Origin of the sequence: Erythrobacter donghaensis (genome assembly GCF_001557325.1) — a bacterium.
GTDB lineage: Bacteria > Pseudomonadota > Alphaproteobacteria > Sphingomonadales > Sphingomonadaceae > Erythrobacter > Erythrobacter donghaensis_B.
The window spans coordinates 1-25116 of the sequence record NZ_LSJS01000306.1; the positions used below are offsets into that span (position 1 = coordinate 1).

Below are 25116 nucleotides of genomic sequence, written 5' to 3' on the forward strand. Positions count from 1 at the left end.
CGTCCATCACCACATCCTACTGCAAAGTGCCATGCGGTGCAGACTGTCCAGATAATGCGACCAGCTCCTCGAAGGCGTAGGCCTTGTCGCCGAAGCGCTTCCCGAATTCGCGCGCAAGGCGTGAGGAATGCCCGGTCCAGTGTCCGAGCTCGTGCGCCTTGGTTGCCACGTAGCCGTCTTCGCTGCGGAAGACATTGGGCGACGGAAGCTGGATGAAGTCGCCGCCCGGGGTGTAGTAAGCTCGGTCCCCGCCATGGCGAATATCGGCCGGGATGGGTGTGAAAAAGCTCACGATCGCCGCTGCTTTCTCGGAGGGCGTCGGCGGTGCTTCGGGCACGGGGCTTGGGTAGAAATGCGGCGGCAGTCCGTCGATCTGCGAGGCGTTGAACACGCTGTAGGCGCGCATGAATCTGATGGTCTTCGACGACTCTTCGCCGTTGGTCTGATCGATCTCGGTCTTCTTGGTGGTGTTGAAGTAGATGCTGGGCTCGGCAGTCTCTCCCTTGCGGACCTGACCTCCGAGTTCCTGCGCCTGCCGATAGGTCATCCAGTAGCGCGATCCATGGCCATAGTGGTCGGCGACCGCCCAAAGGTACAGCCGGTTGATGCCGGTGTAGGGCACCCCCCCTGCCCTCAATGGCGCGCCGCCCATTCCGGTCTTCTTCCACGGCCTGCGCCAAGGCAGGGTTCCGGCTTCGATTGCGCGGATGATGAGGTTGGTGATTTCCTGCGCGACATCGCGCTTGGGTCCGCGGCGCATGGGCTCGCTCCTTCTCGAAAAGAAAAAAGGCCCGGCAGCTCATGCGAGCATGCCGGGCCAGGCCATCAGGAGGGGATCGGCGCGCTACGCGTCGATCGCCGCTTCTTCGTCGGCGTCTTCGGATTCGTAGCTGTCGGCAGCTTCGTCGGCGCCATCGATCGGTTCATCGTCGCAGTGCTCTTCGAAGTCGTTCTCCTCGTCGAACTGGTCGCCGTCGGTGTCGGCTTCATCGACAGGTTCGCTGCGCTGCTCCCCGACCGTGAACTTCATGCTTTCGGGCAGCCATGCGAGCGCGGCCTCCTTGACCTCCTGCTCGACGATCGCCTTGCCAGCGAAGATCGTCTCGCAGGTCTTGGAGAGCTCAGCCTTCTTCGATCCGGCATAGCGTGCCGCGAGATCCGCTCCGCCGACCTCGGTAAGTGCGGCAAGGCACGAGGTCTTGCTTACCCGGTCGAAGAAGTTTTCCGCGGTTGGCCGCCACAGCTGTGCGACGTCGATGTCGAGCATCGTGCCCATGACGGCGTGGATCGGATGATACTCGGATCCGTAGCCCTTCTTTGCCTCAAGCGAGACCGCGATGGCAAAGGCAAGCCAGGCCGCTTTGGCCTCGTCATCCAGATCGCGGAAGGCGATGAAGCGCTGCGATGCGTCGGCCGGCTCCTGCCAGCTCTTGTCGAGCGCCTCGGCCGCTTCGGCGAGAATGGCTTCCGCGCTCGATTGCGGCAGTTCACCGGTCGCCGGGTCGTTCGGGCGCCCTCCTTTGATCGCGGTGCCCTTGCTGTCGTAGCTCTGCTTGTCCGCGAGCGCGAAGATCGCGAAGTCGAGCGCAAGGCCGGCATCGCCGAGAAGCGAAGCGGACAGGATGTTGCGGCGCTGGACAGACAATTCGTCGAACAGGCGCGCGCTGATCGGCTTCTCGCTACCGGGTGCCACAGCTTCGGGCTTGGACGGCGCGCCGCCGGCGCGCTTACTCGAGCCCGAGGTCGGTTCTTCGGCGGTCGCGGTGACGTTGCCCTCTTCGTCGGTGTCGAAAGACAGCCGTTTCTCGCTATAGTAGTCCGCCTCGAGCACCATGTCGCCGCGCGTCGTCAGGACGAGGAAGCGACCAGCTTCGCTGCGCCATTCCTCGGGCATCTCGCGGACCGGGTTATTGAGCTCGCTGCGTTCGGCATCGAGCGCCTCGTACTCCGCCTCGAGGGCTTCGAAGTCCGTGTTTTCGGCACCTTCCGCATCTTCGCCTTCCTCGAAGATCGTGCTGAGGTCGTCCATGCGCGCGTCGATTTCGTCGATGCGGACTCGTGCTTCCTGTGAAAGCGGCGCGGGGGGCAGGCGGACGGGATAGACGCCCATCTCGCTGCGAGCCTGCCACGAATTCGTGGAGGCAACCGGTGTGATCCAACCGAGACCGGTTTCGGCCGCGAGCCGGGCGGCTTCGGCTTCCATCGCCTCGCCCGCAAGTTTGTGGGCCACTTCGGTGTCGATCCAGCGGTCATCTGCGGCTTCGCTGAAGAGGTCGCGTTCGACGCGGCCGCCGGCAGCGACATAGGCATCTTCGCCGATCAGCATCGCGATGGGGTCGTTGCCGCGCATCGAGCCGTTCGCGACCATGCGTCGGATCGCATCGGGGGTCGCGTTCCAGGCGGTGCGCATCTGCTGGTAGACCCGCAGCTGCACTTCGTGCTGGTCCGTCGCGGCGTAGGCTTTGGCGATCTCGAGCGTGATCTCGCCTGCGGCAAGCGCCGCGAAGATCGGTTCGGCGAGGTTCGCAAGCCGGAGGCGCCCTTCGACGAAACGCTGCGTCAGCCCGAACCGCTTGGCGACCCCGGCGATGTCGGTGCCCTCCTTGATGAAGTGCTCGAAGGCACGGCATTCCTCGGCGGGCGACATCCCGACACGCTGGAAGTTCTCGGCGAGTGAGGCTTCGCCGGCTTCCTCCTCGCTCCCTTCGAGGAGCTTGCATTCGATCTCGGTTTCGGGCGTCCACGCGCCGCGCTCGATGATCATTTCGATCGCCCGCAGGCGGCGGCCGCCGGCAATCACCGCGAACTTGCCGCGCTTCTTGCTCTTTGTCACCAGCAGGTTCTGCAGCAGGCCGCGTGCTTCGATATCGGCCGATAGCTGGGCGTCGTCTTCTTCGCTGCGCGTTTTGCGCACGTTGGCATCGCTCAGATAGAGCTTCGAAAAGGGAATCAGCATCGTCTTCACTCCTGATGTGCTCCCGGTCATCACCCGGGCACACAATCCCTCCCCCTCCCCTTTGTTCGGGTCGGGCCTGTCGCCGTCAGGCCGCCTTGAGCAGCTTCTCGAAAATCGTGAGAGCGTTCACCGTCGGGACGAAGACCCGCGTGCGGAAGCTGATGATCTCTGTGAAGCATCCAATGCTCTTGAGCCAAGGAAGGTGCTCGACCGGCGCGCCGGCGATCTCGAAGCGCTTTTCCCCCGCAACGCGCGAGCATTTGACGGTTGCCTCGAACGGTTGGCGGATCGGGATCGTCCGGTTCTCCGCCAGTGCCCGGATGACGGCGTCGGGGCTGAGATCGACAGTTGCGGTGATGTCGAACTTCTGGAGCAGATTGGCGACGTCGAGCTCATGCACGATGCGACCGAGCCAGCTTCTTCCCGCCTCGTCGACGATGCGCCGCACCTCGAGATAGTCGATCGGGAGCGTCGACCAGATGGGCAGGAGGAGTCCGGTGGCGAGGTAGACCGTTTCGGTGCTGAGCTTCTCAGCCGCTTCGGCAACCTCTTCCTGCCAGCCTTTTTCGAAAGTCCGCCGCGAACATTCCTCCCACGCCGATTCCACAAGATCGTCAAAGTGATGGTACTCGCGGCGCAGCGGGCGGTGGAGGATCACACGCCGGATGAGTTCGCCGCGCTCGGTCATGAAATGGCGCGAGGGCTCGGCAAGCGCGCACTTGCCGCTCTTCGTGTTGTGCATGAGCATACATCCTTCGGAATAATCTCGGCGCTCGAGCACACGCTCCAGACCGACCGGGCGCGCCCGGGTTCGCAAGGCGAGCTGCAGAAGGTGCGAGGTCGCCGCGGTGCGCTCGTCCGTCCGCAGGATGATGTCTTCGACCACTTCGGCCTGCTCGACCTGCATGGTTTCGACACCGACATCGAGCGAGCCAGCTTCGCGCGCTGCGCTGACCCGTGCTTCGACCAGGCCGAGGAACTCGTCGAAGATCGCGTTCTGCATTCCGATTGGCAGCGCGAGGATTCGGTTGAGCCAGCGCTGGATCGGCGGCAGGTCTTCTTCAAGAACACCGTCCTCCGACACGATCTTGAGCCCGCTGCGGCGCTGGAAGTCCGTGAGCGTTGCGCTCTTGAGCTTCCCTTCGCTAAGCAGCGCGAACCAGGTGTGGAGCGCGGCCTTGGCATATTCGCTTTCGAGATTGTCGGCCGGATCGAACAGGTTTTGCCCGCCTGTCTGACGCTGGCCGCGGGTGAGCGCCCCAAGGCTGTCGAGCCGCCTAGCGATCGTGCTGGTGAAACGCAGCTCGCCCTTGCAGTTGGTCGTCACCGGCCGGAACAGCGGCGTGTTGGCCTGATGCGTGCGGTGTGTGCGTCCAAGGCCCTGTATCGCCCGGTCGGCGCGCCAGCCCGGCTCGAGGAGGAAGTGGATGCGGCGCTTCTGGCACTTGGCATCGAGGCTCGCGTGGTAGGAGCGACCCGTGCCGCCGGCATCGCTGAAGACGAGGATCGGCTTGTGCCCGTCCATGAATTGATCAGTCTCGGACTGGTTGGTGCGCGGCGAGCGGGTCTCCAGCTTCTGCTGGCCGTCCGCGCCGTTGATGAGGCGCTTGGTGCGTCCGGTGACTTCGGCGACCTTTTGGGTGCCGTAGTGCTCGATGATTCCGTCGAGTGCCGGCCTGATCGGTGGCATGGCGCACAGGTGCTCGATCATGGCTGTGCGTCGTTCGATTGCCTGCTGATTGTGAACCGGGTGTCCGTCCTCATCGAACATCGGGCGCGAGCATTCCTTCCCCGTGTCGTCCAAGAAGACCTGCATCTGCTGGGTAGGGAAGGCGCGTTCGAGATATTCTATCACAGCGTCGAGTGGACTGAGGTCGAGGTCGAGTTCGGCGCGTTCTTCGGGTGACAGGCTGTCGAGCCGTCGATCGAGGATGCTTTCGGCGGTCGATACCAGCTGCACTACCACCACCTCGTCACGGTCCAGGTGATGGTTGATGGCCTCTATCAGGGTCGGCAGCTTCATCGAGAGGAGCAGCTGGTTGAAGAAGCGCTGCTTCGTGCTTTCGAACCGGCTGCGCGCTGCCGATTTGGCGCCGCTGTTGAGCGTTGCGCCGTCCATCTCGTCCACCACCCCTGTGAGCTCGAGGGCCTCTTCCATGTTCTGGTGGATGATCGCCCATGCATCGGCATACGTATCGTAGATGCTGATTTGGTCAGGCGAGAGGTCGTGCTTCAGGATCTCGTATTCCACCCCGGCGAAACTCAGGGCGCGCGCCTGGTAGAGACCGAGCGCCTTGAGGTCGCGCGATACCAGTTCCATCGCTGCGATGCCCCCGCCCCTGATCTGGGCGATGAAGTCCTCACGGTTAGCGAAGGCCGTTCCTGGTCCCCACAGCCCGAGCCTGACGGCATAGGCGAGGTTGTTGACATCCGATGCGCCTGTGGCCGAAGCGTAGAGTACACGTGCGCCGGGCAGATTGTTCTGCAGGAGCACGCCGGCGATGCCCTGGAGCGATCCGTTCTTCGCGCCGCGGGCGCCCTCCCCGCCAGCGACGCCGCCCATCTCGTGGCTCTCGTCGAAAGCGATCACCCCCTCGAAGTCGTCGCCTGCCCAATCGAGCAGCTGCTTGAGGCGTGTTGCGTCTTGGCGCTGGCTTCTGAGCGTCGGATAGGTGACGAATACGATTCCGTCGCGGAAGGGTACGTCTTGGTCGATCTTCCAGTTCGACAGCGGCTGAATGTCGGCAGGCATGCCGCCGATCGCGCTCCAGTCGCGGCGCGCGTCCTCGAGCAGGCTCTCATTCTTCGACACCCAGATGGCCTTGCGGCGACCGGCGAGCCAGTTGTCGAGGATGCAGGCTGCGATCTGCCTGCCCTTCCCTGCCCCCGTTCCATCGCCGAGGAAGTAACCCTTGCGGTATTCCTTGCCCTTTTCGTCGAGCGTAAGCCCAACGCCTTCCTCCGACGGGATGAAAGTGCCCGGGAGATATTGGTCCCAGGCGTTGCCTGCGTAGATCACGGTCTCGATCTGCGCTTCGGAAAGCAGACTTTCGCTCAGGATACGCTCCTGCAGTGCAGGTACGTAGTGCGGCACTGGCGCGGGGATCGACCCCATCGCAACGCTCTCGACCAGCGGTGTAGGATGTTCGCGAGCCCGGGCGATTTCGACGCGGCTCGGGCGATAGGGAAGATAGACGCCGCTCTGTTCGCCGAGCGGCCTCGGCGATGCCAGCGGCTCGAAGGCCAGTGGTTCGATAAGCGCGCGCTCGACGATGCGCGATGGAGCTTGAGGAGCCTTGGGCTTCGCGCGCATGGCCTTGAACAAGCTTGCAGGTCGCGCCTTCTGGCTCGGCGCTCGCACGGCGTGAACTTGTCGCGTTTCATAGCGCGGGACAGGCCGAACTATCTCCACAATGGCAGCGACGGTCTCGCGTGAGATGATAGGAGGGCGTGTGTGCCCGGGCATCTTGTCGATGACGTAGAGCCTCACGGCAACGCTGGTGCCCTGCTTGTGATAGCATTTGCCAAGCCTGATCGAGGTCTGGACCGTGCAGGAAGCAAAGGTTTCGTCGTAAATGTGCGCAAGCTTCGCGCTTGTGGTGAACCAGTCCGGCATGATAGCGACCACACGCCCGCCTGCTGCGACGCGTCTGATCGCCGCACGAAGGTGACGTACGGCCGCGTACTCGTCGGCCCCGCGTCCGAATGAGCGCGAGAATGGCGGGTTCATCAGGATCAGGCTTGGGCGGACACACGGATCGAGCAGTGAGGACAGCATCGCTCCGTCGAAACCGGTGAGGGTCGCGTCCGGGAAGATCAGCGTCAGCTTTTCGCGGCGTCTGGGGTCGATCTCGTTGAGGTGCAGTGCCGCAATCGTCGGCAGCATGGCCACAAGCGCGCCATGTCCCGCGCTGGGCTCAAGCACCACGTCGGTCTCCCGCGGCACCGCCAGCCACAGCGCGAGGGCTGCGAGATCCGCCGGTGTCGAGAACTGCTGATAGCGAATTTGGTCTTCGCTCCGGACCGTATGCGTCGGCAGGCTCTCGATGAGTCCTGTGAGTTTGCTGATCGACTGACAGTCAGGTCCAGCGTGAGCCCGCTGAAGGTGTCGGGACAGTGCCGCCTCGAGCAGGTCGTAGGCTCCCCGCTGAGACCACAGGCCTTCCGCAGAGCCGCATCCGTGGAGCGTGGCCATGACGTCAAAGAGCTGCTTTTTGGAAAGGCCGCCGTCGGCAATTGCGCTGGCAATTTTGTTGATCGCGGTGTCGAGCCGCATGCTTGATTGTTCGAAGAGGTCGGTCACGGTCTGCTCCTGATGCTGAACCGCATCAGGGCATCCCCCTCCCCTCCCCTAATTCCCGCTGGTTGGCTGTGGCATCTTCAAGACGCCAGAGACCAGCAAGGCAGTTCTCCAGTCTACTCGCCTTGCTCGCGGTCCGCTCGTTTCATTCGTTCGAAGGCGTCGAGGGCGCGTTCGAGTACGGCACCAAGGGGCAGATCCTCTTCTGCCGAGATGCTGTGCAGTCGCTCGACGGTCTCCTCAGTAGCTTTGATGTTGACCTGACGGTTGAAACTCGTCGTTCGACGCCTGCGCCTGCGTGCACCTTGCGGGTTCGTGGATTGTGTCGTGTCAGATTGAGCAGCGTTTGGTTGGCCGGCTTTTCGGCTCGGAAAGCCCTGAAGCTCGGATACCGCTTCGATTGCGTCAATCGGGACGGGTTTAGGTTCTGTGACCGGCTCGAAATCGCTGAGGTCTCCGAAAGGATTCGCTCTGGTCATATCATGCTGCCCTTCCTTCGGATGTGTGCTTGCGGCTTATTCGTAATTGCTCAATCACCTCCGCTGTGAATGCTTCAGCGTTGGCGATTGCTTTGTCTATGTTTGCGACCTCGTTTGGATCGAGCTGTTCGAGTGGCTGCTTGAATGAGAACATTGCGCGAAAGGCCTCACGCTCGTTCAGCTGGGTGTCAAAGACTGGAATGCCCGCCTGTTTCAGGCTTGCTTGTATATGACCCATAGTCCGAGTCCTGATGATCGGGCTTGTTCTGGTGAGGAGGACGCCGAAAGGGGTTTTCCGCCCGCTCATCTTCTCTTGCTGCCGGACAACTCTTATCGCCCTACCCGCCTGTTCGGCGTCGAGCTGAGATCCTTGAGTTGGAATGACCACGAGGTCAGCTTGACTTACTGCTAGCAGAACGATTTTCGCAGCCGTCCCTTCCAGATCGACTACGACGAATGGGGTTTTTTCCGCAGCCTCTTCGATCCGCTCAATGATGTTCTCCTCGTCCGCGGTTGCGTCGATATGCATGTTTGCTGGTGTGTTACCATCTTCTGCCCATGCTTTGATCGGGTGGTTAGGATCGGCGTCGATTACCGACACCTTTGCAGATCGCGCTATCTCGGTAGCGAGAAGCAGCGCTGCTGTGGTTTTTCCCGCCCCCCCTTTGGGGCTGATGAACACGATGGTTGGCATATTGCTCTCCGGATTTTTGCGTTTGCCGAGATGGCTATCCAACTAGCTACCCGGCTAGCCGTTACAGTAGCCAGAGATATCTGATAGCTACCCCGGTATCAAGAGGCTATCGATCTGTTATCAAGTAGGTAGGAGATAGCTAGCCCGCTATCTTACGGGTATCTGACAGCTAGCATACAGGTAGCTGATAGCTATCTGGCTAGCCAAATGAGAGTTCGCGCGGAGCATATTCTAATCTGTTAGCTAGCTGGATAGCTCCTTGGTATTCGTTGGATAGCTGGTGCCTAGGAGATAGCTGGTAGGTATCTGATGGGTACCCTTTTTTTGGGTTCTACCCATTGGCTCCGCTGCAGAGTTGGCGATCTTGGCCGGATAACCTTCCGGAATGGTACTCAGGCTGAGTTTCAGTGCCAGATCGGCGTCCATTCCACCTCGGAAAGCCATTCCTGCAGATCGTCAAAGGCCTCCGTTTGAGGTTACAGCCCACGCTCAAGCCTTTGCGGGTATACATCGGTGCGTCCAACGACGCCGGGGAAGGGGAGGGCATCAGCCAGCTGCGGTGAAGGCGTCCCATTTTCTGGGATGTCGTCGTAGGTGGCTTCGACCGAGCTCGGTATGCTCTTCAAGAGCTCCTTGTCTCCGCCCATGCGAGGGTGAAATGGGCAGTTGTCCACAGCCTGCGAGTGTTATTTCGGGTTAGGATTCGTGTTAAGGCGCAGAGCCGCTCAACCAACGATTTGATATTACGCGTGATTTTGGGCCTTAGTCGGTCTCCGTTGTGTGTGATACCCCGAACTTCAGTGTGCGAAACCCCGAGGATTTGTGGGCGATACCCCGAATATCGGCGGTGTGGGTAAAACCCCGAATCTGAACCCCGTTGTGTGTGAAACCACGAATCGGGGGTCACTGTGGGTAAAACCCCGAATCTGGGCCGGTCTGTGTGTGAAACCCCGAACGATTGACTTTTGTGTGTGAAACCACGAATAGAGAGGCATGGAAGGCGATCCACCGAATCAGCACCTCGCGCTCATGAAGGAGCGCCACCCGCAGCATGATTTGTTCATCTGCGATGTTGCCGATGCGGTTCTCAAGGACGTAATGGCCGAGCTGGAGCATCCTTTTTACTCGCTGTCGAAAAAACCCGAGACAAGTATTCGCCGCTACGAGCATAATGGTCAGTGGCTTCAGGTCACACCGAGCGTGAAGGGCTTGGCCACGATCTATGATAAGGATATCCTCATCTATGCCATCAGCCAGATTATGGCCAAGCTCAAGCGCGGTGAACCCGTAAGCAAGCGGGTTCGCATCAACAGCCACGACCTCCTTGTCTTTACCAATCGCGGAACATCCGGGAAGGACTATGAGGCACTCCAGGAGGCTATCGAACGGATTCGTGGCACGACTATCTCGACCAACATCAGGACTGGCGACATGGAGCAGACTGATACGTTCGGCCTGATCGATTCATCGTCAATCCGACGAAAACATGGGCTCGATGGTCGACTCCTCTCCTGCGAGATCACGTTATCAGACTGGGTTTTTAATGCGATCCAGCACAACGAAGTCCTTACGCTGCACCGGGATTATTTTCGGCTGCGTAAGCCGATCGAACGCCGCATTTATGAGCTAGCTCGCAAGCATTGCGGTCAGCAGCCATCCTGGAAAGCTTCTCTCGAGATCCTTCACAAGAAGTCAGGATCAAAGTCGACCGATCGCGAGTTCAGAAGAGCTGTTCGTGCCTTGGCAGCTTCGGACCACCTCCCTGACTACTTCGTCGCGTATGACGGCGAGACCGATATGGTTCTCTTTACCAATCGCAACACGATGAAGATCGTCAGCGACAAGTTTGGGGGAGGGGAGGGGGACAGCGAGCCTTGGTCTGGTCGCCTCGATCCCGAGGTTTTTGCCGATATCCGTTCTGCCGCCCCCGGATGGGACCCCTATTACCTCGAAACAGAATGGCGCCGTTGGGTCGGAGAGGAAGAAATTCAACCTAAGCATCCGGAACGTCACTTCCTTAAATTCGCTCAGAGCTGGTTCGAGAAGCGAGGACGCCCCTAGGACAGACCCTGTCGGCCCCAGCTTCGCGACTCATTGAACTTTGCCCAATCCTTGAAGCCCGATGGCGGCCGGTCGCGGCTGATGACCCTGTCTGGTGCCGCGTGTTCCACGAATGCGCGCTCTGCCGCGCTGTCGCCCGCCTGATCATTATCTGTGGCAATATGCAGCTTCGTTACGGCGCCGGGAACTCGCAGAAGCGCTATCCTCTGATCGCCGAGTGAGCTCCAGCACGGGATCCCTCTAAGCTTCGTGTAGGCGACCGCATCCTCCATGCCTTCAGCCAGTGCGAGTTCGTTTCCTTCGAAGGGAGGTGACCAGGCAGCTTGCCCAGGTCTTCCGAGCATGAACTTTCCAACATGGCCGTCGCCATTGGCCTTCAGGGCGATCCTTTGGATTGCGGCCAGTTCAGACCCTAACCGCACCGCGACGATCAGTGCTGGCTTGAACTTCGCGTGAGGCTTTCGTCCAAAAGGACACCGCGGATGAAATCGGACGTCGGGAAGATTGGTTGGAAGGTTACGCAGGCGGAGGTAGGTCTCGCCGATCGTTCCTCGTATCGCGCCTGACTCTTCCCAGATCCACTGAATACTTGGGGCCACCCTCGCTTCTGAGAACCTGGGCATCGGCGTGTTCGCTCGCGGCGTCAGCTGCGCGATTGCCCTGAGCACGGCAACATTATCGCAGCCGGCGAAGCAGTGGACGAGAATGCCTCGTTGACCTTGCCGCACCGAGAGGGAAGGGGTGGCGTCCGCGTGCGCGGGACAGAGGCACATCGCATAGGATCCGTGCCATCGGCCGCGCAGACTTGCCACGATGTCGACAGTTTGCTGCGTTGGACGAAGTGCAACCAACATAAAATCGCTCCTTTCCCCTAACGAACCATCTTCCCCTCCAGCACGGCCTGCTGCTTTTGTGCTATTGACTAGGTCGTGCTTGCCATTCGCCACCTCATCGAATAGTGCCGATTTGCGGTAATCGAGCCACATCGAACGATAGGTGTGGTCATGGGAAAATGGTTTGTCCTCCTGATAGCGGCGACATGCTCGTCTGCATCGGCTCAAGAAGCGACACTTCACAGCTTCTCTTCTGAAGTTCCGCAATCCTTTCATCAGCTGGTCCCGGACGCATCAGCGGATCGACAACCTTTGGCAGAGGTTCAGGCCTCTGAACCCGAAAGGGCACTCCGTCAGTATCTCCAAGATGATGCAGATCGCCCGTGGCTTGACGATGATGTCGCTATGCCTTCAGTCCCGACTTGGATGAGGGCAGGGCGCCCGACGTCGACACCGTTCAAAGCGCTCACCTTCAGCACGGGCACTGATTGTGGCGGAACCCAGTATTTCCCGCGCATTGGCATTTCGCCCGATGCTCAAGCCAGGCGCCGCGTCTATTTCGATCTGATCGCTCAGGTCGCTTGCGAGGTTGGTGTGCCTGTACGCCTGTTTGATGCTCTGATCGCTCAGGAAAGCCGATATCGGCCATATGCGCGCAGTTCCGCTGGCGCGATGGGCTTGGCTCAGCTGATGCCCGGCACAGCGGCCTATCTCGGCGTTTCCGACCCTTGGCATCCTGAACAGAATTTGCGGGGCGGGGCGCGGTATCTACGGGAGCAATTAACCCGTTTCGGCAGCTGGGAGCTTGCTCTTGCTGCTTACAATGCGGGCCCGGGGCGGATCGAACAGTACAACGGTATTCCCCCTTTCCGGGAGACGCGCAATTATGTGAGGACGATAATGGCGTCTCTCGATGGAGGAGCTCCAGCCCCTGTCCCGAATTCAAACAAGAATCCGTTCCGTTCGGTTTCCATATCGCCGTTCAAGCTTGCGTCAAATGTCCCAGAATACTGAGAACCCGACGCTCCAAGCGTAATAAATGCTGATCGCAAGTATCACCGGCGTACCTTTCAGGTAGTTCAACTGCCATCGGAGCCAGATTTTTGGTAACAGGAGCGTTTTCTGGAGGCGCGTTCCGCAGCTTGGTTTCCAGCGCCCTGACCGCCAGTCGTCGGCCGTAACCAGGATCGAGAGCACGGCGCATAGCACTGCCATTGCTCCGACAGCGATGTAAAGGCTGGTCCAGGCGACAAGGGCTTCGTGCTTCATCGCTGATCCTTAGCTCGATTCCTCGTCCGGACTACGAACCTTCCTTATCCGTTTTGTCTCCGTCCTGCCATAAGCAGCTTCGCGCCGTCCAAACAGCGTGTGGCCTATATTGAGGTCACCCGATCGCGCTTTCTTGATCAGTCCTTGCATATAGGCTTCCGTAGTTTTTTGGATGCTGCCTTCGCTAAGGCGCTGAGCGGCTATCAGCACGCAAAGGAGGGCTACCTTTGGACCCAGCATGCCTGACGCATAGGCTGCCGTTCGCTGGTTGATCTGGCAGGCTTGCGCCACTTTGTGCAGTTCGTTCAGTCCTGGGTTGCCTCCCAGTTCGATCATATCTTTGATGCATGGGAAAAGGGCGGGGGCTTCGGACCATTCAAATCCCGATCGCTCTATCCCGTGAGGGTCTGAGGCTGATGGACTGGGCTCCTCTCTTCTTGTTGAAAATTCTGACCGCTCGTCTGTTGAACTGGTCGGACTTGATGTGCCGACATCTCCGCTACGACCTTCTGCCGAGTCACCTACTATTCCACTGACTGAATCTGAGCTGTAATGGTGGTGCCTCGTTTCAGGCACTCTAGTGCCCTTTTTTTCCGTCACACTCGGCTCTGTTTCGTTGGTAAGCCTGTGGGTAATCCGCTCGAGAAGCTGTTCAGCAAGGCTGGCGATTTTTTTCAGCCTTGAAATCGTCTCCGCCGAGGTTTTTCGTCTGCTATGCTTTCGCTGCTCGTTGGTAAGAATATCGAGCTTCCATCGAGCGGCGCACGCCCATTCAACCCGCTTATCGAAGGTTCTGATCAGCCGGTAAGCAGTGCTCGTGGCTGCAGAGATCTGCCGCGGCAGTGTCATATGATGATCGGCGATTGTCCGTTCGCGTCGAGCTAGATCGATCAGATGTTCTTCTAGAAGGAGAAGCGGGGCCAGTGACCAGCCTGATGCATGGGGCGCGTCTTTGCCTTTTGACAGAGCGAAATAGCGCTTTCCGTTGCCTGCTAGTCGGTAGGGGATCGTGAAGCCGTACTGAGCCATCCGTGAGATATGCGTACGCGCTTTGCTCCAACCGATCCGTCCATGCAGGTGGACATTGCTGGCTGCAATCAGCGGACCGCAGCTGCTATCCCATTGTTCGTCCTTCGCTGCGACATAAGCGGCTGCTGCGTGGAGATCACGCCATACGCTGCGCGGTACGTCGATCGTTACAGGCGGCTTTTGTGAGAATTGTTCGAGGACGTCGAGTATCCTCCGGCGTCGCTCCTTGCCCCTGGCGGCGCTTCCCGCTGGGGCAAACTGATCCATCATTTTCATGACGCGCGCGGCATGTGTGGCCCTTGCCTCCGGCGTATTCAGCTCCTGAATTACGTCCAGTTTCCCGCCCGGCGTGATCGGAAGATTCCAAAGAATATCTCCTATCGCCGCCGCTTCTTCGTGTCCCGATTTGCGCTGCGCAGTTCGGTCATCCTCTAGGACGCAGTTCATCGTTCGCTCCCTCAAATCGAGGAGCGGCGCAGACAACAGCTGACCGCGCGAGAATCGCGAAAGCTGCTTGCAAATTGTCAGGGTGCGCCTACTTTGAGGGTGTCATTCAGCCTCTGCTGCCTCGCGGTAGATGCTTCCTTCGAAAGGCCCGGGCTCTGCCCGGGTTTTTCTTTGCCTGCTCCGCTTTCCTCCCTTCCCATGCACCCGCAGATGCGTTGACCCCGTGTGGCTCGCGGCCACGATTCATCGCGCGCATAAGCGCTTGCGATTTTGTCGGTCTGTTGCTAAGGAGACTTGAGAACGTAGCGCTCCAACGCAACAGGATGCGCAAAAGGGGTCCCGCGCCAACGGGGCCCCTTTTGATTTCTACAGCAACATCAGCTGCTCCTTCGCTTTGCTTGGTCTTTCAACGCGAAGAGATTCCTCGATCATCGCCATAATGACGGCGTCGCGGGAACTCAGATCCTCCGTCTTCATTTCGTCGATCCTTGCGATCAGGGCTTTTGGAAGCCAGATCTCAAGCGGCTTGAAGCCTTGTGATCGACGCCGGGACCTCTGATCAGCCTTCCGATCTCGCACTACGTTCGACTTCTGGCGCATGATTGGCCCCGCTTGTGACTAGTCACGCCCCATCGTTCGTCCAATCGTGCAGGGGGAGTTCTCATCCGTAGGCGTGCTCGAAACCGTCGCCATTCTGCCGGCGTTCCATTTGGGCGTGATGCCGTGCGATCGTTGCCGACGTCCTCTGGGCGATGCTTTCGCAAAGCCCGGCCCTCAGCGACGAGAATTCACCTTCGCACGTCGCCATTTCTCCGGGCAGATGCTTTGCCAGCGATGTCGCCACGAGACTGATCGTTTCGCAGCAAGGGTCTTCATAAGACCCGGAGACTTCGTCGCAGAGAAGGGAAAGTGCAGCCCTGACCGGATCAATGTTTAGACGAACGAGCACACGCTGAAATTCGCCCATCGAGAGCTTCCCTTCCCGAAGTCTGGGAAAGAAATCGTTCCGGCGGTGCTTGGGTATGACGCCTTCATTTGCCAGCGCATACACGCTAACACCCTGTTTTGACATCTGTTCCCGGATTATCACTGCGTAGCGTTGATGCAGCGCATGCGTTGCCCGCTCCAGCCTTCCTTCAGTCGTATCGCACATGCCCTGCGAACCCCATCCTATGGCATGCCATAGGATGGGCTTGTTTTCTCGCTATATGCAAGCAGAAAGTTTCATCTCGGCAACCAGTAGGGCGCAGAACACCATTGCGTCTCCGGCTCCACAATGTCGCTCGGTTGCTATCGAAAGATCGTTTTTAATCCTGTCGAGCGCCTGGTTCGTCTCGGCATCCAATTGGACAGTCAAGGTGATTGTCCTGCTTGGCATGGAATGCGGAAACAATAGATCGGTATTCAACCCCTCAGAATTTCTATATTTATTCGTGGCATGTTTGATTACATCGCTAAACGACTGAAATCTCTCTCGCTCAATAGTAAGATTGTGTACCGCTTTCGCGACAATAGCGAACGACGCAGGGCTTAGCACTATCCGGTGCGTGACACGGGTCGGCCGTTTGGCTGATTCATTTTGCACGCGTCGTAATCCCCGTACTGACGGTGAGTGATCTATCTTTCGCCTGCCTTCAGGGAGCAATTTTTGCAACCTTCCTCGCTATTGCTCGGTTTCGTGATGTCACATCCCGAATTTTCGGATGTTATGGTGCCGGTTCGGGATGGGTATGCCCGAGAATCGTGAAATGGCTTCCTCAAAATCGTGAAGCGGCATCCCGAATTCGGGACGAGTATTCTTCGATTCCGTGAAATCGGTTGGGCGATTCGCGAATCGTGCAATCCTAAGGTTGAGAAAAGGTTCCTGACGGTTCGACTTTGCTGATGGCGCTGGACGCCAACCTCAAACCGAAAGGGAACTACCATGAATGCTCTGAAGATGAAGAAGGCTGGCGGTACGCTGGCCCTCGCCGTCGCGGCGTTGGCCGGTGCCAGCGTCTTCGGCGTCGAAGCCGCGATGGCCGGCACCGACAGCACGTTCGATACCGCTCTCACGCAGTTCACGAACTTCCTCGAGGGCTCGGGCGGTCGGATCATCACCGTGCTTTCGCTCGCTGGCGGCATCGTCGCGCTCGCCTCGGGTCGCTTCTCGCTCGGCCAGGTCGCCATTCCCGTCGGCGTCGGTGTCGGCGCCGGGACCGGTATCCCGATCGTCACCGCCTCGGTCACCGGCACGGTCTGATCGACGTCGCGATCTGTCCCACGGAGGAGGAAGAAGCAAGTCGCCCTTCGATTGGCCTCTTTCTCCTTCTCATCGGCGGAGTTGATCTTTGGACCAGTATTCTATTCCCAAGCATCTCGACGATCCGGAGCTCATCGGGTTCTGGACGCTCGACGAATTCCTCGTGATGGTGATCCCTTTCGCCTGGGGAATCCTCGCTCAACATGTCGTGATTGGCCTGCTTCTGGCCGTCGCATTCTGGCTTGGTTACCGCAAAATCAAAGCCGGGCGTTCGATGCATTGGGTCCTGCACTTTGCTTATTGGCATTTGCCGGGTGAATTTTTCGGCCTGAAGGTCGCTCCGCCTTCTCATCTCAGAGTGATGGCGGGCTGACATGGAACTTTCTCTTGCACACGAGGCATCGCAGAGGACCCTCAAGCAGCGTAATCTGCTTGCCCTCATCTGCATGGTTCTCGGCATCCTCGTGGTGGTGATGTTCACGGCCGCATCCACCCGCGACCGCGAAGTGGTGCTGCAGCCCATTCTTCCCAGCCAGATGACATTGAGTTCGTCTGCTGTGACGCCGGAATATCTCGAGGCCGTCACGCGCGACACTGCGCAGCTCGCGCTCAATCGTTCTCCCGAGACGCTCCAGTACTGGATGGACGGGCTTGTGGCGATTTCTGCCCCGGAGGCGCGTGGTCCGCTCAAGGCTGATCTCATGAAAATCATGGATGAGCAGAAGGGTTCGCAGATCACTCAGTTCGTCACGATCGACTGGATCCGGACCGATCCTGACAACCTCACCAGTCAGGTGGGCGGAGTGCTGCACACTATCGTCGGATCCAAGGATGTTCGGCGTGAGCACAAGATCTTTCAGTTCAACTGGACCTACACGGGCGTTTCGCTTCGGCTGAAAGGCTTCGGTGTCGTCGTGGAAAAGAAGGAGGGTGCCAAGTGAGCATTGCCCTGACTAGCCTTGCCCTTGCAAGCGGCGCTGCGTTGCTCGCGCGTCCCATATGCACCGCCTCACGCGTCGTCGGGGCCGCCATCGTCGTTGGAGCGCTTTGCCTGCCGGCTGTTCCGGCTCTTGCGGACGAGAGCATTCTTGCGGTCGACAATGGCGAGATCCGGTGCAAGGCTTCGAAGGCCGACCTCACACGCATTGCGCTCAAGGATGACCGCTTCGTGTCCGTCTCGCGGGTGCAGTCTGGGGTAGAGGGCCAGGACTTCTCGATCGTTCACGAACCCAATCGTGGCGACATCTACATCTCGGTTCCTGAGGGCTACGCCAAGGCGAACATTTCGTTCTTCGGGACCACCCAGAAGGGCTTCGTCTATAAGTTCGATTGCCAGGTCGGCGGTGACAATGCCGTGCAGGTGTTCATTGCCAATGCCGACGTGGAAAACCCGGCGCCGGCCCCGGAAGTGCTTGCCGCCTATGGCTCGCTGCAGGATCGCGCGGTTGGTCTCGTCAAGGCTATGTTCGAGCAGCGTCCGGTCACCGGCTTCGAAATCTCCGATGCGGCGCGCGCTCCGGTCAATGTCGGCGACCTCAAGGTACAGCTGATCACCGAGTACCGCAGTCCGACGATGACGGGCAAGGTGCTGCGCATCGAGAACACCGGCGCGTCGCCCATCGTTCTGGCTGAGCAGCTCATCGCCGGTGACGGCGCGATCGCAGTCACAATCTCCAATCCCAATCTCGCGAGTGGGCAGGCGACTGCCGCTTACGTGGTCGTGCCGCAAGGAAGGTAGATCTCATGGATTTTCTCAGACGCAAGCCCAAGGACCTCGATGCCGACGAGAAGGCCGAACAGGATGCGGTCGATGAGACTGGCTCGATTGTCGACAACGACAAGGCACAGAAGCGCCAGCGTATGATCTTCTTTGGCATCGGCGGCATCGCAGTGATCGGTGCGACGATGTTCGTGCTCGACACCGGTGAGACGGTCGATGAGGCGATGGAGTCTGGTAAGAAGACAGAGGTTTCTACCGACGCCCTGATGAACCGCCAGATGGTCGATCAGGAATGGATGTCGATGTACGAGGGCCAGATCAACTCGCAGGATCAGCGCCTCAAGGGCGTCGAGAAGCAGTCCGAGCAGGTTGCTCAGCTTCAGAATGAAATCCAGTCGCTGCGCGGTGAGAATGCTGCGATGGCCCGCGATGGGCAGCACGTTCTCGATGCCTATGAGCGTGAGAACCAACAGTTGCGCCAACAACTTGACCGGGGGAACGCGCGCCCCACCGCGCCCGGTCCGGTTGCCGCCGCTCGCGACATGGGAGTGGCCCCTGCTCCCGGCGCTGGTGCGGCGGCAGCCTCGGGGCCTATGCGGCGCGGCAGCGATGTCCAGATGGTTGCTTTCACGCAAGGCGCCGGGACCGGGTCGCGGATCGATCCGGCGAAGGCTCCGGCGGTCTACACGGACTCGCCCAATTACCTTCCACCCAATTCGATGGCCAACGCCATTGTCGTCGTCGGGGTCGATGCGACCACCAATACCCGCAGCCAGAGCGATCCGCTCCCGGTGCTGCTGCGCATCACCGGCCCCGCGCGCTCGGTCTATGGCGAGGGCAAGCTTTTGGCGACCAGGGTCCAGGGCTGCATGGTCAATGGCGCGGCCTATGGCGATCTGTCTTCGGAGAAGGTCTACGTGAAGCTCCAGCGCATGACTTGCGCGCAGCCGGGCGGACGCTTCGCCGTTTCTGAGGTCAAGGGATTCATCGCCTTCGGGGGCAAGGTCGGAATCCGCGGCCGGGTGGTCAGCCGCGAGGGCGGACTGACCACCCAGGCCTTCATCGCGGGCCTTTTCGGCGGCGTCGGCAACGCTTTCCAGGGTGCGAACCAGATCCCGCGGATCGCTAATGAACCCGTGCTTCCATCAGCGTCCGATGTCGGCATTCAGGCGATCGGCGGCGGCGCAGCCACCGCAGGCAACACACTCTCCGATTATCTCATCGAGCGGGCCGAGCAGTATCAGCCGGTCGTCGAGATGCCCACTGGTGCCGCGGTCGAGGTCGTGTTCCTCGACGGCACCTTCATCAGGAATTGAGGCTTACCATGGAATTCAAATGGACAACGTGGAAGGTCGTCGGCGCCGTGATGGCGCTCACCGGGACCGTTGCGGCGGCTGCGGCAGTCGCCCAGGCGGCCACCAGTGGGAGTTTCGCGAGCGTCAAGGCTGCACTGATGGAGCGCCTGCCGAAGACCGAAGTCACCGCAATCGACTGCGACAAGATCGAAGGCGTCTGCGAGGTGCAGGCACGTCAGAACCTGTTCTACATCGACCACTCTGCGCGATACCTCATCATCGGCCGCGTTTATGACATGGAGACCAAGCAGGATCTGACGGCGGCACGGCTCCTGGAGATGAACCCCGACATGCTCGTCGGCGGCGGCGTGGCTCCGGACGACCCGCCCGAGGATACCCAAGCCGCGGATCAGGCGCAGCGCGGGCCCGCTCCCGATGCGCGCATTGATCCTGCCGCACTTGCCGCGCTCCCTGCCAACGGCGCGGTGACGATGGGGAAGGGGGGGCGCACCCTCACGGTCTTCAGCGATTTCCGCTGCGGATACTGCAAGCGGCTTCACGAGACGTTGGCGACGCTCGATGTCAAAGTCATCGAACGGCCGATTTCGGTACTCGGCACGCGGCCCATCTCGGAAGCTGTGATCTGCGCGCCCGACAAGCGCCGGGCTGTGAGTCAGGCCTACGAGGGCGCCTCGATTTCCTCTGGTGCGAGCTGCGATACCTCGGGACTGGATGCCAATGAAGCTTTTGCTCGCAAGCACGGCTTCGGCGGCACCCCTGTGATTGTGCGCGAGGATGGCGCCGTCGTTCACGGCTATCGGCCCCGCGAGTTCCTTGAAACTTGGTTGAAGGAGAAGGTGTCATGAAGATCAAGGCACTGCTTGCTTCGCTCGCGCTCGGTCTCGGCTTGTCGGCATGCACGACATTCGGGACAAATGTGAACGCGAACTTCCGTTGCGAGGCGGCCGACAGCGTTTGCGCGCCTTCCACGGTCATCGACGACAGCGCTCTTGCGAAGATCGAAGAGACCTCCTCGGGCGATCTTCTCAACCCGGCAGGTCCGTTCCGGATGGATGACGGTATCGACGCTCCGGTGCATGCGCCTAGTATCGGAGCCGAACAGCTGATCGCCCGTGCAACCCCGAGCTACGAGTTGGCCGTGGTCTTTCCCGGTTACACCGATGCTGCCGGAACGGTCCATGCTAAGCGCACCGTGCGCACGCAAGCCTCTCTTCCCGGGCGCGGTGATGCAATGGAGACCATGGCGATGCGCGGCGCCAAGCCCGCCCGCTCGCAGGGGCTTCTTGCGGCAGCCGAAAGCGCGCCTCCCTATCTCGCAATTTCTGCCGACCTGATGGGCTCTCGTGATCCTTCAACGCCCGTCAGCCATACTGCTGCCGCCGCGGTCGCGGTCGCAGAGGTAAGGGATGGAGCTGCAAGTCCCGCAGCGGCGCTGCCTGTGAATCCTATCGCTGAGATCGAGGCACAGGTCTCAGAAAAGCTCGCCGCCCAGCAGCGCCTGCCGCGGCGCGAGGCAGCATCCTTCCCCGCCACGCCGGAGTGATCGTGCCATGATGCAGGCCTTGAACAACATTATCGATCTGGTCACCGGCGACAGTCGCAAGCCCGAGCAGACCGCGCGGCCCGCCAATGTGCCGATGCTCTCGCACTTCCTCGGCTATCGTTCGTTCGATGAGGAGAAGCGCATCTTCCATCAGGTGCGCTCCAAGGGCTTCATTCTTGAGCTCGCTCCGCTTGTCGGGGCCAACGACCGGGTCAATGACGTGATTGGCTCGCTCTTCTCGGATATCTTGCGGCCCGGTGCCAAGTTCTCTGTCACCAACTATTCGAGCCCGCGCGTCGCTGAGAAGCTGCAGGGCTGGGCGTTGCCGCGCTATAAGGCTTCCGGCGTCTTCCAGACCCTGGCGCGCCATCGCATCGACAAGCTGCGCAACGGCGCATGGTCTACGCTCGCAGGCGACGGTCCCTTCTTTGTGCGCAGTTTTCGCGTCGTCATGGCGGTTGCCATCTCCGACGGCTCTGGCCTGACGACCGATGATCTTCTGACCATGCGCGAGGGGATCACCTCCGCGCTCGATTCCATCGATGTCCCTGTCCACGAGTTCACGCCGACCGACCTCATTCGCTTCTTCGACGAGATCCTTGCGCCCTCGACCGGCGCCGGAGATGAGGTTCCGGGCTACAACCGCTTCGATCCCATCAACGAGCAGTGCATCCGCCGCGACCTGGTCACCCACGTCGAGCGCGACCGACTTGTGCTTCACGCGCAGTCGCTCCGGCCCACCGGAGCGAGCTCCGAGGGTGTGCCCGAGATGAAGGACTTTGTCCCTGAGCGTTTCGACGTGCGCACCATGGCGGTCCGCAACTTCCCCGACCGCTGGGCGCCTTGGGATACCCAGAAGGTCATCGGAGACATCTTCAATCCCAAGCTCTCGCTGCCCTGTCCGGTGCTTCAGACTGCCTGTGGGATCATCCCCAACTCTGAGGCTTCCGAAAGCAAGGCGGGTTACAAGTTCGTGCGTACAAGCTCGCTTGCCGAGGGGAAGGGCGTCAAGCTCGTTCCGAAGCTTCGCACCGAAGCTGCGGAATGGGAGTTCGTCGCCGACCGGGTCAAGCAGGGTGAGAAGCTTGTCTCGTGCTACTACGCCGTCTCGATCTTGGCGCCCAAGGGGCGCGGCGAGATGTGTGAGCGCACCCTGAAGGCGCTATACAAGGCAAGCGGATGGGATTTGATCGACGAGACCCATATCCAGCTCCCCGCGTTCATGGCGCACTTTCCGCTTATGCTGGCCGACGGGCTCGATTCCGACCTGAAGCGCATGAAGCGGATGCGCACGATGCGTTCTGCAAACCTTGCCGCCATCGCGCCGATTCAGGGCGAGTACAATGGCGGCCATATCCCGCACCTTTTGTTCATCGGCCGGCGCGGTCAGCCGCAGTTCTGGTCTCCGTTCCAGAACAGCGCGGGCAACCACAACGTCGCGATCTCCGGCAAGTCGGGTTCGGGCAAATCGGTGCTGCTCCAGGATCTTACCGCAAGCTTCGCTGGTGTCGGCGCCAAGACCATCGTGATCGACGACGGCCGCAGCTTCGAGCACATGGCCAAAGCACTCGGCGGCACTTTCACCGAGTTTAAGTTGTCCTCAGGCATCTCGATCAACCCGTTCCGGATGATCGACAGCGAACTTGCCAGCGGCGATGACGACTATCTCGTCGATTGCCTCGCCATGCTCAAATCGATCATTTCGCAGATGGCGCGCAACGAGACCCGCCTTAACGATACCGAGCGCGGGCTGATCGACCAGGCGCTGAACCGGGTGTGGGACGCGCATGGGCGCGACGGCACGGTCGATCACGTCATGGACACGCTCAAGGAGCACGAGCATCCTTTCGCCTACGATCTGGCGACATCGCTCCTGCCCTTCGCCTCGACCGGCACCTATGGCCGGTTCTTCCTGGGCGACGCCAATCTCGACCTTTCGGCGGATCTCACCGTGTTCGAGCTCTCCGATCTTGCTACCCGCGAGGAGCTGCGCGGCGTGGTGCTCACGTCAATCATGTTCATCGCCAGCCAGGTCATGCGCCGAATGGACCGCGCTATCCCCAAGCCGCTCATCATCGATGAGGCCTGGCAGATGTTGAAGGGCGGGGCGATGGCAGACTTCGTCGAGACCTATTCGCGCACCTGCCGCAAGTATGGTGGCTCGCTCATTACCGCCACGCAGTCGATCCACGATTACTACAAGTCTGAAGGCTCGCGTGCCGCGCTCGAGAATTCGGACTGGTTCCTGATCCTCCAGCAGAAGGGCGAGACCATTTCGGACTTCCGCAACTCGGATCGGTTCGAGATGGACAACATGACCGAGGCGCTGCTCCGGTCTCTGAAGCGCAACGGCACCGATTATTCGGACATCTTCATCCGCGGCCCTGAAACCGAATGCGTGGCGCGGCTCGTTCTCGACCGCTTCTCGGGCACGCTCTACTCCTCGAGCCCGCATGTCTTCGCGCAGATCGAGGACTACGTGCACCGTGGCTACGCCATGCCCGATGCGATCGAGGCGGTCGCCTTTCCTGAGGAACATCAGCTGAAGGATGCCGCAGAATGAAGGCTATCCCGCACATCCTTGCACGCTCTGAGCCGCGCATTGCCCCTCAGGATATCATTGTTATGGGCCTCCGCCTGCTTGGTTGGTTTGCCACGACGTTGCTTGCCACGCTCGGCGTCGGCGCGCTCGCGTTTTTCGTCCTCGGCGGCTTTGTTCTCGATGGCACGATGCTCCAGCTCGACAATCTCACCTCGCGTTTCCTTGCTGCCGACACGTCCAGGCGCGAACAGTTCGAGGGGATCGCTTTCGGCTCACTTCTCATCGGGTTCGTGATGATCGGCTTCTTCCGGCGCGCGAGCCTTTTTTCAGCCTTCATCACCGGAGACGAGCGATGACCGACCTGTTCGAACATGCCGATGCAGCTCCGCCTGCCGATACTCACCCGAAGCCCGCGTTACGAACCAAGGCTGCCCGCCGCCCGGCCCGCTTCGGGGGGCTCGCGCCGCGCGAAATGATCCTGTTCGGCGCGGCCGCTGCTACTTTCGTCTGGGGCGCATGGGTGACCAAGTCCATCGCCTTCGATTCTCCGGGACGGCCTGAACTCGTCCAGCTTCAGCTTCAGGGCATCATCGGCGAGTATCTTCAGGCCCAGGCGCGTTCCAACACCGACGAACAGACTGCCGCGCGTGAAACCGCCATGTTCATGGCTGCGCTCGATCAGACAGTTTCCGGTCTCGGCAAGGACGGCAAGGTTGTCCTGCTGCATGAAGCGGTTGTCGGCGGTGAGCTTCCCGATGTCACCGAAGCTGTGAAGGCGGCAGTCTATGCTAAGGTTCCGCGCCCGCAACCCTCGCAGGCGCTCGCAGCGCCCCCGCAAGGTCAGGCCGCGCGCGTCGAGGCCGAGATGCAGGCCTACATGACCGCGAACGGGGGAGGGTAGCGCCGTGCCGATCCTCGATGGCTCAGGGCTCCCTACGGTCGTCTGGTGGTTTTTTGCCGCCGCATCGGTGATGCTCGGCCTGCAACTCGTCTTGCATGCCTGGCGGCTCTTCGCACGGCGGTGGGATAACCGGTTGCGCGACGCCCGCCTCGAAATGCTTTCCCAGGTTCGCGTGGCCGACGCGGATGGATCCGTGTTCGTGTCGCCCGTTCCCACGATCACGCCTGTGCCATCGACACCGGCATCGCCATCTGCACAGGCTCGCCGCCGAAGCCCGGCTCAGAAGCTATCGTTTGGCGGCAAGCTCGTCGGCTTTATCGTCCTTTGTGCGATTACCGCCGGTCTCACCTCACTCGCCAAGTGGCGCGACACGCATGCACTCATGATCAATGCGACCGACAGCCTGCCGCATTGGGCGTTCTTCGCGGAGACGGGTCAGTTTCCCGAACGCGGCGAGTACGTCGTTTTCCACCCGGGCACGGATCCCGTCACGGTCAAATATTTCGGCGAAAAGCCCGCCGCCTTCGTCAAGATCGCGTACGGCTTGCCGGGCGACTTGGTCACCCGCGCCGGAAACGATGTTTTGGTCAACGGCACTGTCGTGGCGTCGCTTAAGCCGCTTACCAAGCGCGGAGATCCGCTCGAGGCCGGGCCTGTCGGCGAGGTTCCGGAAGGCTGCGTCTTCGCCGCCACGCCGCACAAGGACGGTTTCGACAGCCGCTATGCGCATATCGGATTCGTCTGCCGCGAACGGCTTGTCGGCATCGGGGTACCGATCCTGTGA

24 protein-coding genes are annotated in these 25116 nt (G+C 60.4%); 13 read left to right on the top strand and 11 right to left on the bottom strand.

The annotated features are described in order from the left end of the window. Positions 1-16 precede the first annotated feature (16 nt). From AX692_RS17775 to AX692_RS20370, 6 genes are all read right to left on the bottom strand, one after another. Positions 17-760, bottom strand: a complete 744-nt coding sequence (locus AX692_RS17775) for an ArdC family protein (protein WP_073977796.1) — start codon at positions 758-760, stop codon at positions 17-19. 84 nt (positions 761-844) lie between these two features. After that, positions 845-2956 carry a ParB/RepB/Spo0J family partition protein gene (locus tag AX692_RS17780; RefSeq protein ID WP_081095444.1) on the bottom strand — a complete coding sequence of 704 codons (2112 nt, stop codon included), beginning with the start codon at positions 2954-2956 and terminating at the stop codon, positions 845-847. 85 nt (positions 2957-3041) lie between these two features. Continuing rightward, positions 3042-7259 carry a strawberry notch family protein gene (locus AX692_RS17785; protein ID WP_073977351.1) on the bottom strand — a complete coding sequence of 1406 codons (4218 nt, stop codon included), beginning with the start codon at positions 7257-7259 and terminating at the stop codon, positions 3042-3044. A gap of 113 nt (positions 7260-7372) precedes the next feature. After that, entirely contained in the window at positions 7373-7735 is a 363-nt protein-coding gene (locus AX692_RS19855) for a hypothetical protein (RefSeq protein WP_155646363.1), read from the bottom strand. Between the two features lies 1 nt (position 7736). Then, a complete protein-coding gene (locus AX692_RS17790) occupies positions 7737-8471 on the bottom strand; it encodes a ParA family protein (RefSeq protein ID WP_230960655.1) in 735 nt (244 codons plus the stop codon). Between the two features lie 201 nt (positions 8472-8672). Then, positions 8673-8855, bottom strand: coding sequence for a hypothetical protein (locus AX692_RS20370; RefSeq protein ID WP_196490790.1), 183 nt, complete (start codon positions 8853-8855; stop codon positions 8673-8675). A 567-nt stretch (positions 8856-9422) separates the two neighbouring features. Between AX692_RS20370 and AX692_RS17795 the strand changes: the two genes are divergently transcribed. After that, positions 9423-10490 (top strand): replication initiator protein A, encoded by a 1068-nt coding sequence (locus tag AX692_RS17795; protein ID WP_073977353.1) that lies wholly within the window; start codon positions 9423-9425, stop codon positions 10488-10490. Here the strand turns inward: AX692_RS17795 and AX692_RS19330 are convergent. After that, positions 10487-11476 carry a DUF7146 domain-containing protein gene (locus tag AX692_RS19330; protein ID WP_196490791.1) on the bottom strand — a complete coding sequence of 330 codons (990 nt, stop codon included), beginning with the start codon at positions 11474-11476 and terminating at the stop codon, positions 10487-10489. The two genes, AX692_RS17795 and AX692_RS19330, sit on opposite strands and share 4 nt — an antisense overlap. A gap of 18 nt (positions 11477-11494) precedes the next feature. Between AX692_RS19330 and AX692_RS19335 the strand changes: the two genes are divergently transcribed. Then, entirely contained in the window at positions 11495-12337 is an 843-nt protein-coding gene (locus tag AX692_RS19335) for a lytic transglycosylase domain-containing protein (RefSeq protein WP_230960718.1), read from the top strand. Here AX692_RS19335 and AX692_RS17800 read toward each other — a convergent pair. The 4 genes from AX692_RS17800 to AX692_RS19860 form a co-directional block, all read right to left on the bottom strand. Next, positions 12317-12592 carry a hypothetical protein gene (locus tag AX692_RS17800; RefSeq protein WP_073977354.1) on the bottom strand — a complete coding sequence of 92 codons (276 nt, stop codon included), beginning with the start codon at positions 12590-12592 and terminating at the stop codon, positions 12317-12319. The two genes, AX692_RS19335 and AX692_RS17800, sit on opposite strands and share 21 nt — an antisense overlap. Before the next feature lie 9 nt (positions 12593-12601). Next, a complete protein-coding gene (locus AX692_RS19340) occupies positions 12602-14068 on the bottom strand; it encodes a helix-turn-helix domain-containing protein (protein ID WP_155646365.1) in 1467 nt (488 codons plus the stop codon). Between the two features lie 366 nt (positions 14069-14434). After that, positions 14435-14668 carry a hypothetical protein gene (locus AX692_RS17805; protein ID WP_073977797.1) on the bottom strand — a complete coding sequence of 78 codons (234 nt, stop codon included), beginning with the start codon at positions 14666-14668 and terminating at the stop codon, positions 14435-14437. A 61-nt stretch (positions 14669-14729) separates the two neighbouring features. Further along, positions 14730-15221: a hypothetical protein gene (locus AX692_RS19860; protein ID WP_155646366.1), complete on the bottom strand. Its 492-nt coding sequence runs from the start codon at positions 15219-15221 to the stop codon at positions 14730-14732. 771 nt (positions 15222-15992) lie between these two features. On the opposite strand from AX692_RS19860, the gene AX692_RS17810 reads away from it, so the two are divergent. From AX692_RS17810 to AX692_RS20755, 11 genes are all read left to right on the top strand, one after another. Then, positions 15993-16310 carry a hypothetical protein gene (locus AX692_RS17810; RefSeq protein WP_073977166.1) on the top strand — a complete coding sequence of 106 codons (318 nt, stop codon included), beginning with the start codon at positions 15993-15995 and terminating at the stop codon, positions 16308-16310. A gap of 88 nt (positions 16311-16398) precedes the next feature. After that, on the top strand, positions 16399-16683 hold the full coding sequence (gene traL / locus AX692_RS17815) for a type IV conjugative transfer system protein TraL (protein WP_073977165.1): 285 nt from the start codon (positions 16399-16401) through the stop codon (positions 16681-16683). Position 16684: 1 nt separating this feature from the next. Next, positions 16685-17251: a type IV conjugative transfer system protein TraE gene (locus tag AX692_RS17820; protein ID WP_073977164.1), complete on the top strand. Its 567-nt coding sequence runs from the start codon at positions 16685-16687 to the stop codon at positions 17249-17251. Beyond that, positions 17248-18048: a type-F conjugative transfer system secretin TraK gene (locus AX692_RS17825; RefSeq protein ID WP_081095442.1), complete on the top strand. Its 801-nt coding sequence runs from the start codon at positions 17248-17250 to the stop codon at positions 18046-18048. Before AX692_RS17820 ends, AX692_RS17825 begins: the two co-directional genes overlap by 4 nt. A gap of 122 nt (positions 18049-18170) precedes the next feature. After that, positions 18171-19346 (top strand): TrbI/VirB10 family protein, encoded by a 1176-nt coding sequence (locus AX692_RS17830; RefSeq protein ID WP_230960716.1) that lies wholly within the window; start codon positions 18171-18173, stop codon positions 19344-19346. A gap of 8 nt (positions 19347-19354) precedes the next feature. Beyond that, on the top strand, positions 19355-20191 hold the full coding sequence (locus AX692_RS17835; protein ID WP_073977162.1) for a DsbC family protein: 837 nt from the start codon (positions 19355-19357) through the stop codon (positions 20189-20191). Continuing rightward, on the top strand, positions 20188-20889 hold the full coding sequence (locus tag AX692_RS17840) for a hypothetical protein (RefSeq protein ID WP_073977161.1): 702 nt from the start codon (positions 20188-20190) through the stop codon (positions 20887-20889). Before AX692_RS17835 ends, AX692_RS17840 begins: the two co-directional genes overlap by 4 nt. A gap of 10 nt (positions 20890-20899) precedes the next feature. Next, complete coding sequence (gene traC, locus AX692_RS17845) at positions 20900-23452, top strand: type IV secretion system protein TraC (RefSeq protein WP_073977169.1); 2553 nt, start codon at positions 20900-20902, stop codon at positions 23450-23452. Continuing rightward, positions 23449-23787 (top strand): hypothetical protein, encoded by a 339-nt coding sequence (locus AX692_RS17850; protein ID WP_155646367.1) that lies wholly within the window; start codon positions 23449-23451, stop codon positions 23785-23787. The genes traC and AX692_RS17850 overlap by 4 nt, the downstream gene beginning before the upstream one ends. Continuing rightward, complete coding sequence (locus AX692_RS17855) at positions 23784-24332, top strand: TrbI F-type domain-containing protein (RefSeq protein WP_073977159.1); 549 nt, start codon at positions 23784-23786, stop codon at positions 24330-24332. Before AX692_RS17850 ends, AX692_RS17855 begins: the two co-directional genes overlap by 4 nt. A 4-nt stretch (positions 24333-24336) precedes the next feature. After that, positions 24337-25116, top strand: a complete 780-nt coding sequence (locus AX692_RS20755) for a S26 family signal peptidase (RefSeq protein ID WP_330997305.1) — start codon at positions 24337-24339, stop codon at positions 25114-25116.

Bases quoted from the DNA above. Each gene is read 5' to 3' on its own strand.
- AX692_RS19860 (WP_155646366.1), bottom strand. From the start codon at position 15,221: ATGTGCGATACGACTGAAGGAAGGCTGGAGCGGGCAACGCATGCGCTG.
- AX692_RS17835 (WP_073977162.1), top strand. From the start codon at position 19,355: ATGGAATTCAAATGGACAACGTGGAAGGTCGTCGGCGCCGTGATGGCG.
- AX692_RS17855 (WP_073977159.1), top strand. From the start codon at position 23,784: ATGACCGACCTGTTCGAACATGCCGATGCAGCTCCGCCTGCCGATACT.
- traC (WP_073977169.1), top strand. From the start codon at position 20,900: ATGCAGGCCTTGAACAACATTATCGATCTGGTCACCGGCGACAGTCGC.
- AX692_RS17850 (WP_155646367.1), top strand. From the start codon at position 23,449: ATGAAGGCTATCCCGCACATCCTTGCACGCTCTGAGCCGCGCATTGCC.
- AX692_RS17780 (WP_081095444.1), bottom strand. From the start codon at position 2,956: ATGCTGATTCCCTTTTCGAAGCTCTATCTGAGCGATGCCAACGTGCGC.
- AX692_RS17820 (WP_073977164.1), top strand. From the start codon at position 16,685: ATGGAACTTTCTCTTGCACACGAGGCATCGCAGAGGACCCTCAAGCAG.
- AX692_RS17795 (WP_073977353.1), top strand. From the start codon at position 9,423: ATGGAAGGCGATCCACCGAATCAGCACCTCGCGCTCATGAAGGAGCGC.
- AX692_RS17830 (WP_230960716.1), top strand. From the start codon at position 18,171: ATGATCTTCTTTGGCATCGGCGGCATCGCAGTGATCGGTGCGACGATG.
- AX692_RS20370 (WP_196490790.1), bottom strand. From the start codon at position 8,855: ATGGACGCCGATCTGGCACTGAAACTCAGCCTGAGTACCATTCCGGAA.
- AX692_RS19330 (WP_196490791.1), bottom strand. From the start codon at position 11,476: ATGTGGCTCGATTACCGCAAATCGGCACTATTCGATGAGGTGGCGAAT.
- AX692_RS17805 (WP_073977797.1), bottom strand. From the start codon at position 14,668: ATGCGCCAGAAGTCGAACGTAGTGCGAGATCGGAAGGCTGATCAGAGG.
- AX692_RS19855 (WP_155646363.1), bottom strand. From the start codon at position 7,735: ATGACCAGAGCGAATCCTTTCGGAGACCTCAGCGATTTCGAGCCGGTC.
- AX692_RS17800 (WP_073977354.1), bottom strand. From the start codon at position 12,592: ATGAAGCACGAAGCCCTTGTCGCCTGGACCAGCCTTTACATCGCTGTC.
- AX692_RS17840 (WP_073977161.1), top strand. From the start codon at position 20,188: ATGAAGATCAAGGCACTGCTTGCTTCGCTCGCGCTCGGTCTCGGCTTG.
- AX692_RS19340 (WP_155646365.1), bottom strand. From the start codon at position 14,068: ATGAACTGCGTCCTAGAGGATGACCGAACTGCGCAGCGCAAATCGGGA.
- AX692_RS19335 (WP_230960718.1), top strand. From the start codon at position 11,495: ATGGGAAAATGGTTTGTCCTCCTGATAGCGGCGACATGCTCGTCTGCA.
- AX692_RS17775 (WP_073977796.1), bottom strand. From the start codon at position 760: ATGCGCCGCGGACCCAAGCGCGATGTCGCGCAGGAAATCACCAACCTC.
- AX692_RS17810 (WP_073977166.1), top strand. From the start codon at position 15,993: ATGAATGCTCTGAAGATGAAGAAGGCTGGCGGTACGCTGGCCCTCGCC.